The organism is Rhodococcus sp. NPDC057297 (genome assembly GCF_042667435.1).
In the GTDB taxonomy this organism is placed as follows: Bacteria; Actinomycetota; Actinomycetes; order Mycobacteriales; family Mycobacteriaceae; genus Rhodococcoides.
Map to the genome: position 1 here is coordinate 1,248,940 of NZ_JBHUZE010000001.1, position 14,034 is coordinate 1,262,973.

General features: G+C 64.6%; 14 protein-coding genes. 5 read left to right on the top strand and 9 right to left on the bottom strand.

The window, feature by feature from the left end; genetic code table 11:
• Positions 1–10 precede the first annotated feature (10 nt).
• Entirely contained in the window at positions 11–520 is a 510-nt protein-coding gene (locus tag ACFULT_RS05775; protein WP_037114241.1) for a MarR family winged helix-turn-helix transcriptional regulator, read from the top strand.
• A gap of 91 nt (positions 521–611) precedes the next feature.
• Here the strand turns inward: ACFULT_RS05775 and ACFULT_RS05780 are convergent, their stop codons facing one another.
• Both ACFULT_RS05780 and ACFULT_RS05785 read right to left on the bottom strand, forming a co-directional pair.
• Complete coding sequence (locus ACFULT_RS05780) at positions 612–1,223, bottom strand: lipocalin family protein (protein WP_026347535.1); 612 nt, start codon at positions 1,221–1,223, stop codon at positions 612–614.
• Between the two features lie 5 nt (positions 1,224–1,228).
• Complete coding sequence (locus ACFULT_RS05785; RefSeq protein ID WP_378480916.1) at positions 1,229–3,223, bottom strand: MMPL family transporter; 1,995 nt, start codon at positions 3,221–3,223, stop codon at positions 1,229–1,231.
• 169 nt (positions 3,224–3,392) lie between these two features.
• Between ACFULT_RS05785 and ACFULT_RS05790 the strand changes: the two genes are divergently transcribed.
• Positions 3,393–3,911, top strand: a complete 519-nt coding sequence (locus ACFULT_RS05790; RefSeq protein WP_170945164.1) for a MarR family winged helix-turn-helix transcriptional regulator — start codon at positions 3,393–3,395, stop codon at positions 3,909–3,911.
• On the opposite strand, the gene ACFULT_RS05795 is transcribed toward ACFULT_RS05790, so the two are convergent.
• The gene (locus tag ACFULT_RS05795; protein WP_026347533.1) at positions 3,908–5,089 is read right to left on the bottom strand and encodes a zinc-dependent alcohol dehydrogenase; all 1,182 of its coding nucleotides are present in this window, start codon (positions 5,087–5,089) and stop codon (positions 3,908–3,910) included. The genes ACFULT_RS05790 and ACFULT_RS05795 overlap by 4 nt on opposite strands.
• A gap of 243 nt (positions 5,090–5,332) precedes the next feature.
• Here ACFULT_RS05795 and ACFULT_RS05800 point away from each other — a divergent pair, with 243 nt between their 5' ends.
• Positions 5,333–5,734: an anti-sigma factor antagonist gene (locus ACFULT_RS05800; protein ID WP_230620978.1), complete on the top strand. Its 402-nt coding sequence runs from the start codon at positions 5,333–5,335 to the stop codon at positions 5,732–5,734.
• Between the two features lie 33 nt (positions 5,735–5,767).
• On the opposite strand, the gene ACFULT_RS05805 is transcribed toward ACFULT_RS05800, so the two are convergent.
• The 5 genes from ACFULT_RS05805 to ACFULT_RS05825 all read right to left on the bottom strand — a co-directional run bounded on the left by ACFULT_RS05805 (position 5,768) and on the right by ACFULT_RS05825 (position 11,118).
• Positions 5,768–7,396, bottom strand: a complete 1,629-nt coding sequence (locus ACFULT_RS05805) for a phytoene desaturase family protein (RefSeq protein ID WP_378480917.1) — start codon at positions 7,394–7,396, stop codon at positions 5,768–5,770.
• 22 nt (positions 7,397–7,418) lie between these two features.
• Positions 7,419–8,069, bottom strand: a complete 651-nt coding sequence (locus tag ACFULT_RS05810) for an ANTAR domain-containing protein (protein ID WP_037114235.1) — start codon at positions 8,067–8,069, stop codon at positions 7,419–7,421.
• Positions 8,070–8,257: 188 nt separating this feature from the next.
• The gene (locus ACFULT_RS05815) at positions 8,258–8,641 is read right to left on the bottom strand and encodes a universal stress protein (RefSeq protein WP_037114232.1); all 384 of its coding nucleotides are present in this window, start codon (positions 8,639–8,641) and stop codon (positions 8,258–8,260) included.
• Positions 8,642–8,669: 28 nt separating this feature from the next.
• Positions 8,670–10,067, bottom strand: a complete 1,398-nt coding sequence (locus ACFULT_RS05820; protein ID WP_037114228.1) for a CitMHS family transporter — start codon at positions 10,065–10,067, stop codon at positions 8,670–8,672.
• A gap of 55 nt (positions 10,068–10,122) precedes the next feature.
• Entirely contained in the window at positions 10,123–11,118 is a 996-nt protein-coding gene (locus ACFULT_RS05825) for a Bug family tripartite tricarboxylate transporter substrate binding protein (RefSeq protein WP_378480883.1), read from the bottom strand.
• A gap of 119 nt (positions 11,119–11,237) precedes the next feature.
• Between ACFULT_RS05825 and ACFULT_RS05830 the strand changes: the two genes are divergently transcribed.
• Both ACFULT_RS05830 and ACFULT_RS05835 read left to right on the top strand, forming a co-directional pair.
• Positions 11,238–12,782, top strand: a complete 1,545-nt coding sequence (locus ACFULT_RS05830; protein WP_378480884.1) for an ATP-binding protein — start codon at positions 11,238–11,240, stop codon at positions 12,780–12,782.
• A 2-nt stretch (positions 12,783–12,784) separates the two neighbouring features.
• The gene (locus tag ACFULT_RS05835; protein ID WP_052059603.1) at positions 12,785–13,447 is read left to right on the top strand and encodes a response regulator; all 663 of its coding nucleotides are present in this window, start codon (positions 12,785–12,787) and stop codon (positions 13,445–13,447) included.
• 4 nt (positions 13,448–13,451) lie between these two features.
• Here ACFULT_RS05835 and ACFULT_RS05840 read toward each other — a convergent pair whose 3' ends face one another.
• Positions 13,452–13,808: a DUF1801 domain-containing protein gene (locus ACFULT_RS05840; RefSeq protein ID WP_241483954.1), complete on the bottom strand. Its 357-nt coding sequence runs from the start codon at positions 13,806–13,808 to the stop codon at positions 13,452–13,454.
• Positions 13,809–14,034: the final 226 nt, after the last annotated feature.

The window sequence follows — 14,034 nt, forward strand, 5'->3', positions numbered from 1 at the left end:
GGGTGAAGTCATGATTCCGGCGCAGCGATCAGGTGGGGATTTCGTCGACCAGGTCAGACGAGAGTGGACAACCACTTTCCCCGACGTCGACACCTCCGCGATCGAGGTGCTCGCTCGCGTGGGCCGCATCGCGTCGCGGGCAAGTCACCTGCTCGACGCGACGCTTGCGCCCGTCGGGGTCTCGCGCGCCGAATTCGACGTCATGAGCGCGTTGCGACGGGCGGGACGGCCTCTTCGTGCCAGTGAGGTCACATCGGTGACACTTCTCAGTGGGGCGTCGACGACGAAGATCTCCGAGCGACTCGTCAAGGAGGGTCTGGTCGAACGCAAGCGGTTCGAGCGTGATGCCCGGGTCGTTCTTCTCGAATTGACCGACCGAGGAACCGATCTGGTGGATCGGGTGTTTCCCATCCGACTGCAGCGAGACGAGGAACTCCTGGGCGGGCTCGACGAGGACGAACTGCGCACTCTCGCAGCACTTCTGCGTAAGGTCGCGCTGAATGCCGACAAACCTCTGTGAGTGGAGATGTAGCGTCTTCTGGTCGCTCCGCAGGCTCTGCTCCTGGCCCATGGCCTACATCTCCACTCACACAAGGGTTGGACCGTGGGGGTCAGACCGTCGAGAGCGGGCGGATGTCCGTCGCCCCGCCCGCGGTGGGCGAGGTCAGGATGAACGTCGAGTTGTATCCCTTGGACTCGACGACTGCCCGGATTTCACGGAACTTCTCGGTGCTGACCTCGGGAGAACGCGAGAGGATGAAGCCCGACGTACGCAGCGGGTCGCCGACGAGCGCCCACGAGTAGTCGTCCGCGATGTAGGCGACGATGTAGTTGGTCGGCCCTTCCGGATTCTCCTGAGTAGGAACGCCCGGGAAGCTCACGTGCAGTTGGGCGTTGGTCACCGTGTCGTTCACCCGTGCATTACCGACGATGCGGTTCTGCTCACCCGTCCACGTGGTGCAGGTGTTCTCGACGCGGATGTTGGCCGGATCGATCAACTGGTAGTTGGCCTGGGTGTCGCGCGCGCACTCGAGGTTGAACGGCTGCGGAACCGCAGCGACCTGGTTCCAGGTTCCCAAGTAGCGCTCGACGTCCAGCGACGGAATCGGGGTCAGTGGCTGCCATCCCGCCGATCCCGTGTCGGGCGCCGCCTGGGCCGGGCTGCCCACGAGGGCGAGTCCTGCCACGCAGGCTGCTGCAGCGATCGAAACACGTACCTTCATGAATCTCACTCCTTTGTTCCCACCAGTTCGGTTCTGCTGGAATCGATTCGGTTCGGCCACCATATCCCCGGGCCGACAAGGGTGAACAGTGCCGGTATGACCAGCGTGCGCACGACGAACGTGTCGAGAAGGATGCCGAACCCGACGATGATGCCCAACTGCGTCAGCGTGATCAGCGGTAGCACGCCGAGGACGCAGAACACAGCGGCCAACACGATGCCGGCGCTGGTGATGACTCCACCTGTCGCGCCGACGGCTCGAACGATGGCCGAGCGCGTGCCGTGACCGGGAACTTCCTCGCGCGTGCGAGTGACGAGGAAGATCGTGTAGTCCACACCGAGCGCGACAAGGAAGAGGAACGCGTACAGCGGGACGTTGTCGTCGAGCGCCGGGAATCCGAACACGCTGCTGCTGAACCAACTTCCGACGCCGAGCGCGGCCAGAGCGCTGAGCACCGTCGTGCCGACGAGTATCAACGGCGCGATCAACGAGCGCAGCAGTGCGATCAGCACGACGAGAACGACGATCAGGATGGCTGGAACGACCACGAGTCGGTCGCGTGCGGCGGCGTCGGATGTGTCGAGGGCCTGTGCGTCGCTGCCGCCCACCAGGGCGTCGGGGATGTCGGAGAAGGCAGCACGCAGTTCCTCGACAGCTGCGAACGCGTCGTCCGAGGCAGGAGCGGCGTCGGTGACGACGGACCACTGAGTCAGGCCGGTCCCGGAATCCGCTCCGCGCGTGAACGAGTCGACGGAGGCGACCCCGTCCAGGGCGGTCTCGATGCGATCGGCCGATTCGGTGGGTGCGACGACGGTCGTCGGATCGGCCAGTCCGGCCGGGAAATGTTCCGAGAGAGTGTCGAAACCTTCGACGGACTCGGCGGTGACGCGGAACTGCTCGGTCTGTGACAGGCCGATTCCGGTGCCGAACAGGGCCGCAGCGCAGGCGATCAGCGCGACGAGTGTGACGGATGCAGTACGCGTCGGGTGGCGTGAGACGGCCGCAGCGACCGAGTGCCAGGCACCCGTCGTCGCGGTGTCCTTGTCCTCGCCCTTGGGGATGAACGGCCAGAACAATTTCGGCCCGCACACTGCGAGCAGCGGCGGTAGGACGACGAGAACGAACACGGCCGCCACCACGAGGCCCGCGGCAGCGAGAGCACCCAGGCTGCGGGTGCTGGGCAGGATCGCGAGCAACAACGTCAGCAGCGCGAGGACAACGGTGGCGTTGCTGGCGAGAATGGCGGGCCCGGCGTGTCGAACGGCATGCCGCAGCGCCTCGCGGTGGTCGTCGCGGGTGCGCAGTTCCTCTCGATATCGCGAGATGAGAAGGAGTGCGTAGTTGGTACCCGCACCGAAGACGAGCACGCTGGTGATGCCGGATGTCGACCCGTCGAACGACAGGCCGGTCAGTTCCGCCAGTGCGGTGCCCACCGAGGTGGCGACGCGGTCACCGAGCCCGATGACCAGCAGCGGGACGAGCCACAGGATGGGGGAGCGGTAGGTCACGATGAGCAGGATCGCGACGACGAGTGCGGTGACGGCCAGCAGGGTGAAGTTGGCGCCGGAGAAGGAGTTGGCGATGTCGGCGCCGAATGCAGGCCCGCCGGTGAGTTGCGCCTCGAGGTCGGAGGGAAGCCCGTCGACCGCCTTGTCGCGGAGCGAGGTGACGGTGTCGTTCAGGTCGAAGCCGGACAGGGAGCTGTCCACCTGCACGATGCCGAGGGTGGCTTTGCCGTCCGGCGCAGGTACCAGCGGTGACGCGGTGTCCGACAGGCGTGCGAGGGCCTGAGCGGCGGCATCGGTGTCGGCCGGGGTCAGGACACCGTCGTCGATGCGGCTCACCACGAGGATGACCGGCGCGGTCTCCGACCCGGGGAATTGGTCGAGTAGTTCGGTGACCTGCGCGGAATCCGCTTCGGGTGGCACCGAGGAAGGGGCTTGCCCGGCTGAGTCGTTTTCACCCACGAGGCCCATGAAGGCGACGGAGAGAACGATCACGGCAAGCGACAGGGCCCACGAGCGTCGTGAGCTGACAATTCGGGCAAATCGAGTCCAGAAGTCCACCGGCCAACAATCTCATTAACTTAACAATTAAGCAACTGAGAGAACTTGCGCGTCTTCAGCGCGATAGTGTTGCCCAGGACCCGATGGAACGAAACCGAAGAAAGTGAACCCCGTGCCCGACCGCAGTACATCCGAGCGACGTGCATCCGAACGACGCGCGGAACTGGAGTCGATGATCTCGTCGGACGTTCGCGCCCTGTCGTCGGTGTCCGAGGAAATCGGCCGAGCGTTCGGGGCGCAACATGAGCTGCGGCCCAATGACTTTCGTGCGCTGCTGCTCATCATGGTCGCCGATGTCGAGGGGCAGCCGCTCACCGCGGGCGAGCTCGGCGGCCGGCTCGGATTGTCTTCTGCGGCCATGACGTATCTCGTCGAACGCATGATCTCGTCGGGACACATCCGGCGGGAAAAAGATGCGCACGACCGCCGCAAGGTGATCCTCCGGTACGACGAGCACGGCATGGAAGTCGCGCGCGGATTCTTCGGACCACTGGGGATCAAGACGTCGGCCGCCTTGGCCGACCTTCCCGACGGAGATCTGGCTGCCGCGCACCGGGTGTTCGCCGTGCTGATCGACGCCATGCGCGATCACCACGACGAACTACACGCCGGGCAGAACTAGGGCTTCAGCAGCACCTTCACGGCTCCGTCCTGCTTCTTCTGGAAGATCTCGTAGGCGTGCGGCGCCTGGTCGAGGGGCAATGTGTGGGTGGCGAAATCGTCGACGCCCAGGGGATCGTCGTCGGTCAGGAGCGGCAGGATGTCGTCGACCCACCGCAGCACGTTCGCTTGGCCCATGTGCAGCCGAATCTGCTTGTCGAACAATGTGAGCATCGGCAGCGGGTCCGCCATACCGCCGTACACGCCGCTCAGCGAGATGGTGCCGCCCCGTCGGACGATGTCGATGGCACTGTAGAACGCGCCGAGACGGTCCACGCCCGCCTTCTGCATCATCGGTCCGGCGATCGCGTCGGGGAGCAGAGACGTCACACTCTGGGCCAACTTCGCCACGGGAGACCCGTGTGCCTCCATGCCGACCGCGTCGACGACGGAGTCGGTACCGCGACCATCGGTGAGGTCGCGGATGGCGTCGGCAAGATCGCCGCCCAGATCGTCGAAGTTCAATACCTCGATTCCGCGGTCCGCGGCACGCTGGAGTCGCTCCGGGACTCGGTCGACGCCGATGACTCGGTGGCCTCGGTGATGCGCGATGCGGGCTGCCATGTCGCCGATGGGACCGAGTCCGAGCACCGTGACCGAACCTCCGTCGGGAATGTCGGCGTATTCCACCGCCTGCCACGCTGTGGGGAGCACGTCGGACAGGTAGACGAACCGTGAGTCGTCCGGTCCGACGGGAACCTTGATGTGCGTGTTCTGCGCTTGCGGAATCCGAAGATACTCGGCTTGACCACCGGGAACTTGGCCGTACAGGCTCGAGTATCCGAACAAGGCGGCACCCATTCCCTGGTCGCGGACCTGCGTGGTCTCGCACTGGGTGTACAGACTCGAATTGCACATGTAGCAGTGACCGCACGAGATCTGGAACGGAACGACCACCCGGTCGCCGACCTTCAGATCGCCGACATCCGGCCCCACCTCCTCGACGATCCCCATGGGTTCGTGCCCCAGGATGTCGCCCTCGGACATGAACGCACCGAGCACTTCGTACAGGTGAAGGTCCGATCCGCAGATGTTCGTGGTGGTCACCTTGATGATCGCATCGGTGGGTTCCTCGATCCTCGGATCAGGCACGGTGTCGACGCTTACCTTGCGCTTTCCTTGGTATGTAACAGCTTTCATGTTCGGTCCTCGCTAGGTCGGAGACGGTCGAGCTCATGTCTCGGGTGCCCTGGGTAGGACGAGCCGAAACGCGGGTGTACGGGAAGCCCCCGGTGCCGTAGGGTTGGACGCGGTTGAGATAACAGCCGTTGTCGGAGGAGACTCCACGGGATAGCCCGGCGGCTTGTTCGGATGTGTGGCCGGCTCCGGTCACCCGCATCAGCTCGCTCAGTTTCCTCCCGATCGATCAACGATGGGATGGCTATGACTGTTACTCCACACGGTTTGAACGACGAAGGAACTACCCGGCCGCATGCTGCCACCGAAACTTCGGTCTCGGTTGCCGCGACAGGTGCCATTTTCAGCGCCTCCGCGGCCGGATCCAACTCTCTCGTCGTCAAAGTTCACGGCGACATCGATATGCGTAGCGCACCGATTCTGACGGATTTCGTTCTCAGTCGGGTCACCCCCGACGTCAGGATGATTCTCGATCTGTCGGATGTGGACTTCTTCGCGATCGCCGGATTGACGATCTTCACAGCACTGGACGAGGCACGCCTGGACTGGTGCCTGGTCGAGGGGTACGCGGTGCACAGGTTGCTGCAGGCAGCAGCCGTCGTTCCCACGGCCCAGAGGTTCGACTCGGTCGAGAACGCGGTCCACTGACCGCCCGCTAGCAGATTCATGTAGGCACGCACTTCATCTGGTGACCAGCTCCAACAGGGAGCTGGTCACTTTTTTGCGTACAGGGCCGAGCAGGCCCGTCTGTCCAAGGGCAGCGCGAGCTGCGTTCATCCCGGCTGCGCCGTGCACCCCGCCACCGGGATGAGCGGACGAACTTCCCAGGAACAGCCCCTCGACGGGCGTCTCCGCCCGCCCCAGACCCGGCGTCGGCCGGAAGATCAGTTGCTGTTGCAGTTGCGCGGTCCCGCCGTTGACCGCACCGCCGAACAGGTTGGTGTTCTCGGTCGCCAGATCGGACGGGCGTTGAACGACCTCGCCGACGATCGATCCGCTGAAACCGGGTGCGTGTTCCTCCAGTACCGTCCGCACCCGAGCCGCGATGGTGTCGGCCGACGCGTCGTCGGTGACTCCGCGGGGAAGGTGCGTGTACGCCCATGCGCTCTCGGTCCCCGCCGGTGACCGAGAAGGATCTGCGGTGGTCATCTGGCCGAACAGCATGAACGGGCGCTTGGGCAACACGTTGATCGACAGGTCCGTGGTCCACCGCAGCAGCCCGTCCTCGTCCGCACCCAAGTGGACGGTCCCCGCGTCGGACAGGCTCTTCGATCGCCACGGAATCGGACGGTCGAGCGCGTAGTTGACCTTCACCACCGGGGTGTCCCATTCGAACTTCGCCAGGTCGTCGTGCATGCGCTGCGGAATGGCGTCGTGCGGGAGGAGGTCCTGGTAGAGCATCGGCGCCGAGACGTCGGCGACGATCGCCTTACGGGCCAGGACTACGTCGCCCGACGCGGTGCGAACCCCGGTGGCCCGCCCGTTCGACGTGATCACCGACGCCACCGGGGTGCCGCACCGGAGTTCGGCGGACCCGGCGCGACGGACGAGAGCGGCTGTCAGCTCGCCCGCTCCGCCGACGGGAACGGGAAAGCCGACATCCTGAGCCATCATCGTCAGCAGATACCCCATCGCGCCGCTGACCGACGCGTCCAAGGGCGCGTCGCCGTGCATCGCGTTGCCCAGCAACAGGCACCGGGCCGCGGAACTGCGGAACGTCTCGTGTGCCATCGCACGTGCAGGCAACGCCATGAACCGCGCGAACCTCAGCGTCTCCGCGGGACCGAGCTTCCTCGACAGAGACACGCCGGCCTTGACGGGCGGAAACGGTGTGAAGAAGGCGTCGAGCAGCGGTTTTTTGATCTTCTGCCACTGCTCGAACAATCCGAACCACGCATCGCCGTCACGACGGTCGTGCTCGCTCAGTGCGGCTGCAGTATCGGCGACGTTCCGCAGAACCGTCGGCGCATCCTCGTCGGCGGACGACCGAGCGTGGCCGTACGCCGCAGGCGATCGGGACCACCTCAACCCGTGGTCCTCCAACCCCAGCGCCGTCATCGCCGGAGACGACGCGCCGAGTGGATAGAACGCACTGAACAGGTCGCTGGTGAAGCCGGGAACCAATTCGGCGCTGCGTACCGCGCCGCCGGGAGCGGACGCCGCCTCGACGATCACCACGTCCCAACCCGCGTCGGCAAGTGCGGCGGCGGCGACGAGGCCGTTGTGCCCTGCGCCGATGACAACGGCATCGGCAGTGGTGGTGGTGCTCATCCGGGAGGCGACCTTTCGCGAGAGTGCTGCCGGGTGCATGCCCCGCACGGGCGAGAGTCAATCAGGACTGGTCGCGGCCGACCGATTCGACGATGCGGTGAGCCAGGGTGTGCAGCTTGACGTTCTCGTTCTGCGATTGCAGCGACAGTACCTCGAAGGCGTCGTCCGCAGCGATACCCCGGATCGCCATCACGATCCCCTTGGCCTGCTCGATCGTCGCTCGTGTGCGCATCGCCTCACGAAGTCCCGTGAGTTCGCGCTGCGCCTCGCTCGCACGTCGCGAGTTCCAGATGGCGCTCTCGACCGCGGTGACGAACACCTTGATCAGTATCTCGTCCGTCTCGGTGAACGTGTGGTCGGTCAAGCTGTAGACCTCGAGGGCACCGATCTGCGTCGTGTCGACCGAAATTGGCGCAGACAGCGACATCGGCGCCGACAGGCAGCCCGGCGCATCGAACTCGAGAACACGAGGGTCCGTGTACGCGACCGTCTTCGGAGTTCCTGTCGACTCGTCCACGAGTGTGACGCCGGCCATGTCGGCACCCAGCACGGTGTCGACGACCTGGGTGCACACGCTGTGCAGCAGCGTCTCGACCTGAGCGTGCGACAGCAGGAGGTTGCGGAACGATTCGAGCCCCGGCTCGAAGGAGCCGTCGTCGCCCGCGCGCACGTCGCCTTCACGCGAGTAATCGACTCGCGGCGTCTCTTTCATGTCATCACCACACTCTTCGAGCGCACTTGCAGTGCCCTTGGATTGCCGGCGATGACTTCACCGAATGAGACTGGAAATATTACGACAACACCCGTCGGACTTCACGCACCAGGTCACCGTTGCGCAGTCCTGTCACACGCGAAAGGACGGACCCGCGTGTCGGATCCGCCCCTTCGGTGGTGAACGTGTTATCGGGATTTGACCAACAGGATCTCCACCGGTATCTCCAGCAGCAATCGCTGGACCGTCTGCCCCATCAGGAACTTCCCGACGGCGCTGCGGTGACGTGACCCGATGACCACGAGCTCCGCGTCCACCTTGTCGACGAGTGCAAGCAACGTGGACGTCGAATCGGGATCCGGGGCCCCGACCTCGACCCGTGCACCGGGTGCCAGAGCGTGCACCGCGGTTTCGACCGCGGCAACCTCCTGCGCCTGCGCACGTGGTTCCGGCGAACCCGACAGTGCGTGAATCACAACGAGTTCGGTTCCTCTGGACTGCGCCTCACGTACACCGGCGGTGAGTGCGCTTCTTCCCTCGTCGGACTGATTGTGAACTACTACGACGGACATGTGCTTGACCTTTCGGGTACGTGGGGGATCAGCCGAACGGGATCTGGCCGAGGGCAACACCGACGACGAGCATGGTCAGGGAGATGACCGCTGCGCGCCACAGAACCTTGCGGTGATGGTCGGCGAGCGATACACCGGCGAGGGTCACGAGAAGCAGGATGGCGGGGACGAGAGGGCTCTGCAGGTGGAATGCCTGACCGGTGATCGACGCACGCGCCATCTCGACGGGCTCGATTCCGTACTGCGCAGCGGTTTCGCTGAGAACCGGCAGGATGCCGAAGTAGAACGCGTCGTTGGTCATGAAGAACGTGAACGGAAGGGACAGAACGCCGGTGATGACGGCGAGGTACGGACCCATACCCGCCGGAATGACGTTGAGCAGCCACTCGGCCATGGCCTCGACCATGCCCGTTCCCTGGAACACGCCGGTGAGGATCGCTGCAGCGAGAACCATGGCGACGACGGACACGATCGACGACGAGTGCCGCGCGATGGCCTCGCCCTGCTCCTTGACCTTCGGGAAATTCACGGCGAGCGCGATCGACGCTGCGATCATGAAGAGCACCGGGATGGGGAGGATGTCCATGACGAGGACAACCAGCAATGCAACGGTCAGAGCGGCGTTGAACCACAACAACTTCGGACGCAAAGTGTCGCGATTGGGATCGAGGCCGTCGATGAACTGACCGGCACCGCCGTCGTGATCACTGCCGGTGCCTGCCGATCCGCCGGTGTTCTTGGAGCCACCGGTCTTCTTGGACCCGGTGCCAGTGGAGCCGCCTGCGTGAACCAGCTCGGATTCGTAGACCAACTTGCCGATTCGCTTACGCTCCATCAGCCCGAGGTGCACCGAGAACAGCAGCACGATGACCAATCCGGCGATCAACGAGGGCACCATCGGCACGAAGACCTCCGAAGGCGAGATGCCGAGCGCCGACGCTGCACGCACGGTGGGTCCGCCCCACGGGATGATGTTCATGGTTCCGTTGGCCAGACCGGCAACGACCGTCAAGATCACCGGGCTCACACCGAGTTTCAGGTACAGAGGCAGCATCGCCGAGGTGACGATGATGAACGTCGTCGACCCGTCACCGTCGAGAGACACGACCATCGCCAGAACGGCAGTACCGACGACGAGCCTCATCGGGTCGTTCCTGACGAGCTTCAGAATGCCCTTCACCAGTGGATCGAACAGGCCGACATCGATCATGATCCCGAAGAAGATGATCGCGAAGAACAGCAGGGCAGCCGTCGGGGCGAGCGACTTGATGCCGTCGGTGATCATGTCGCCGATCCCGAGTCCCGCACCGGCCATGAGACCGAACGCGACCGGCACCAACGTCAACGCCACGACCGGGGTCGCGCGCTTGGTCAGGATCAGATACATGAAGACGGCAACCATGAGGAAGCCCAGTATCACGAGCATGGGTGTACTCCTTTGTGCGAGCAGGGTGAAACGTGGTGTCGGGTGAATCCGAACGTCAGGGGGTGACGGTCAGCGTCTCGTGGACGAATCGAGCTTGTTCGCCCAAGAAATCGGCGAAGTCGGAGCCGGTCAGTATCGAACTGCGCCAGCCGTTTCGGGTGAGGATGTCCTGCCATCGGCCGGACGTGTCGAGATCACGGATGCGGTCGGTCCACGTCGTCGCCTGGTCCGCCGTGATGCCCGGCGGCGCGAGCAGGCCTCGCCAGTTGGCGAAGACGACGTCGACCCCGGCCTCGCGTGCGGTCGGCGCGTCCACCACCGGCACGCGTTCGTCGGTGCTGATGGCAAGTGCCCGCACGGTTCCGGCCGAAATCTGGTCGAGATACTCGCTGACGCCGGTCGTCGCGACGTCGACGTCACCGGTCAGTAGCGCCGGAAGCAGTTGCCCGCCACCTTCGTACTGTCGATACGTCGACGCCGACGGGTCGACGCCGATGGCCCGAGCGAGAAGGATCCGGAACAGACCGTCGGGCCCGCCCTCGGCGGAACCACCGGCAAAACTGAGCGCCGACGGGTCGGCGCGCCACGCGTCGACCAGATCGTTCATCGTCCGAAGCGGCGAGTTCGCCGGAACCAGAACCACTTCCGGTTCCTCCAGCAGCTTGGCGACGGGCGTGGCCTCGGACAGCGAGTTGTCGGACTCCGTCGTCTCCAGTGCGCCGATCAGACCCAGGCCCATGACCATCGCGAGGTCGGGATTTCCGCGCTCGAGAGTCAACCGGCCCAGGCCGACGATGCCACCCGATCCGGGCAGCACCACGACGTCGTAATCGGAGTCGGTGCTGCCGGGGGTGCCGCTGCCCAGAGCTTGGGTGAGATTTCGGGCCGTCAGGTCGTATCCGCCACCTGCATCCGACGGCACGACCAATTGAACCCGGGGAGTGCCGTCCGCGCCGGCGAACACCGCCGGTTCGGAACTGCATGCGCCCACGAGAACGGCAACCGCGACGCACACGGCGCTGGTTGCTGATCGAACTCTCGTAGTAGGCACCATGGAAGTGAACAACACTTTGTGACTGCGGTCACCCTTGCGATCACAGTTTCTTTTGTGTCCATTGTGGTCGCGCCGAACTGCGCTCCACGCTCCGGGCTGCGCAGTAGGGTCTCTTGGTGCGCAGAACCACGCTGGCGGCCCAGTTGCTGAGGTTGCAGCTGCTGATCGTCGTGGTCGTTCTGGTCGCCATCGGCGGCCTGTCGCTCGCCCAATCGTCGGCCGCGTTCCAACGAGACGCAGGCCGCCGCGCACAGTCGGCGGCCGAAACTCTCGCGGCGAACCCCGTCGTCCGTCAGCTGTTGCCGTCGGCCCAGCCTCGTATCCGAACCGGTCTGCAGAGCGCAGTCGAATCCGTTCGCGCAGTCTCCGGCCTCGACTACGCGGCACTCTCGGGCGTCGACGGAGTGGTGGTGTTGTCCACCGTTCCCGAACAAGTCGGGACGACCGTGCAGACCGGTGCGGACGGATCGAGGGTCGGGCTCACCGACACGGCGGCGGGTAGAGCCGTCGAAGCGCGGGTACCGGTGCTCGACGACTCGGGAACACTCGTGGGAACGGCCGTCGTCGGCGACCGATATCCCTCGGCCGTGCACCGGTTCTTGCAATCGGCACCCAATCTGATCGTCTACCTGGCGGTCGCGTCGGTGCTGGGCGGGCTGGGTTCGGTACTGCTCGCGCGGAGAGTCAAGCGACAGACCCTCGGCATGGAGGCCAGCGAGATCCTTGACCTCGTCGGACAGCGAGAAGCGATGCTGCGGGGACTCAAGGAAGGCGTCATCGCCCTCGACCCGAACGGCCGCGTCGTGCTGATGAGCGAAAGTGCGCACGAGTTGCTGCACATCGAATACGGAAGCAAGGGCGCAACCGTCGACGAGCTCGGCGTCACCGGTCGGCTTCGCGACGTCCTTCTCGGAACCGTGGAGACCTCCGACGAGATCGTGCTGGTCGGCGATCGAGTCCTGGTCCTGAACACAGTCCCCGTCGTCGCCGACGGCAAAGCAGTGGGAACGGTCACGACCTTCCGTGACCGCACCGAACTGACCGACGTCGAGGAGGAACTCGGAGTCACCAAGACCAGTTCGACGGCGCTGCGTGAACACATCCACGAATTCGACAACCAGCTGCACACCATTTCCGGACTGGTTCAACTGCACGAATACGACGAGGTGGTGCGCTACGTGGACGGACTCACCGCGCGCCGCGAGGATGCGACGTCGGTGGTCACCGATTCCGTCGCCGACGTCAGTGTCGCTGCGCTCCTGATCGCGAAAATCGGTGCTGCCGCGCATCGTTCGGTGACCGTCGACATCGTCGAGGGATCTGCTCTTCGATCGCACGGGGGAGCGTTGTCCCGAGATCTCTGCACGGTCCTCGGCAACCTCGTCGACAATGCCGTGGCGGCATCGAGTGGACGGGTACGGATCGCGTTGCACGAGAACGGCGGTGACATCGTAATCGAGGTGTTCGACGACGGACCGGGCGTCGACGCGTCGGACACCACGAAAATCTTCGAACAGGGCTGGAGCACCAAAGGGGCAGTGTCGACCGGTCATGGCTTCGGTCTCGCGCTGGTCCGGCTTGCCTGCAGGCGTCGGGGCGGCGACGTGACCGTCGGAAAGGACGGCGAGTGGACGGTGTTCCGCGCGATGATGAAGGAGTGAGTGTGATTCGGGTACTTGTCGTCGACGACGACTTCATGGTCGCCAAGGTGCATTCGGGGTTCGTCGGGAAGGTCGACGGCTTCGAGGTCTGCGGCGTCGCCCACACGTCCGAGTCCGCGATCGACGCAGTGTCCGCTCTCCGTCCGGACCTCGTGCTGCTCGACGTGCACCTGCCCGGTGCCAGCGGCCTGGACCTCATCGGGTCGTTCCGAGAGTTGGTGCCGGACCTCGACATTCTCGTCATCACCAGCGAACGAGAAGTCGCGTCCGTGCAGAAAGCACTCCGGAGCGGCGTCGTGCATTACCTGATCAAGCCGTTCAAGTTCTCCGTGCTGCAGGCGCGGCTGGAGCAGTACCGAACCACGCGGCAAACCCTCGGGTCCTCGGCCGAGGCCGAACAGGCTGCCGTCGACAAAGCCTTCGGTATCAGTGGATCCGGCCAGGACCTTCCCAAAGGTTTGAGTCGCGTCACGCTGGATCTGGTCGAACTCAGGCTTCGTGACGTGGAAGGACCGGTGTCGGCCACCGAGATGTCCGAGCGAGCGGGGATCTCCCGATCCAGCGCCCGGCGGTATCTCGAATACCTCGCGGGTATCGGGCGCGTCGAGGTGTCCCTGGACTACGGGAACGTCGGACGGCCCGAAAGGCTCTATCTACGTAAATAATTCATCACTCGACTGCCCGTCGAACGATGGCTGCGATCTTCTTCTCCGTCGCGTCGTCGAGCTCCGTCACAAACCATCCCGACGGCATCAACAGGTCGTCCGCATCGTCCGGCACGGACACGTTCGCCTTCTCCGACAACCCGAATGCAATGTATTTCTCGGCGATGAAGTGGCAGAGAATCGGGCCCTTCCCTTTCGCGTATCCGGGCATTCCGTAGAACAACCGAGGTTGCAACTCCGGCGCGGCAGCCAGGATCACCTCGTGCAGCCTGCGCCCGACGGAGTCGTACGGTGCGGGGTAGGAGGCAATCTTCTCCAGTACTGCAGCGGTTGGGTCCTGTGTCGATTTCTTGGCTGGCATGCACGTCATCATTCCCCACTTCGGCAGTGTTTTCGCTTGTGTCGGACCCTCTCGGTATATTCGAAAGTATGTTCGATACGGGGGTTTCGGCGGGGTCGAGTACTGCGGGGTCGGGTACTGCGTGTGTGACGGGGTTGGCAGGTTATGCCGCGGTGTGCCGGGTGCGGGAGAACATCGCCCGCGCCAGGACGGTGGAGGCGGTGTGCGAGATCGCCGACATCCGCCT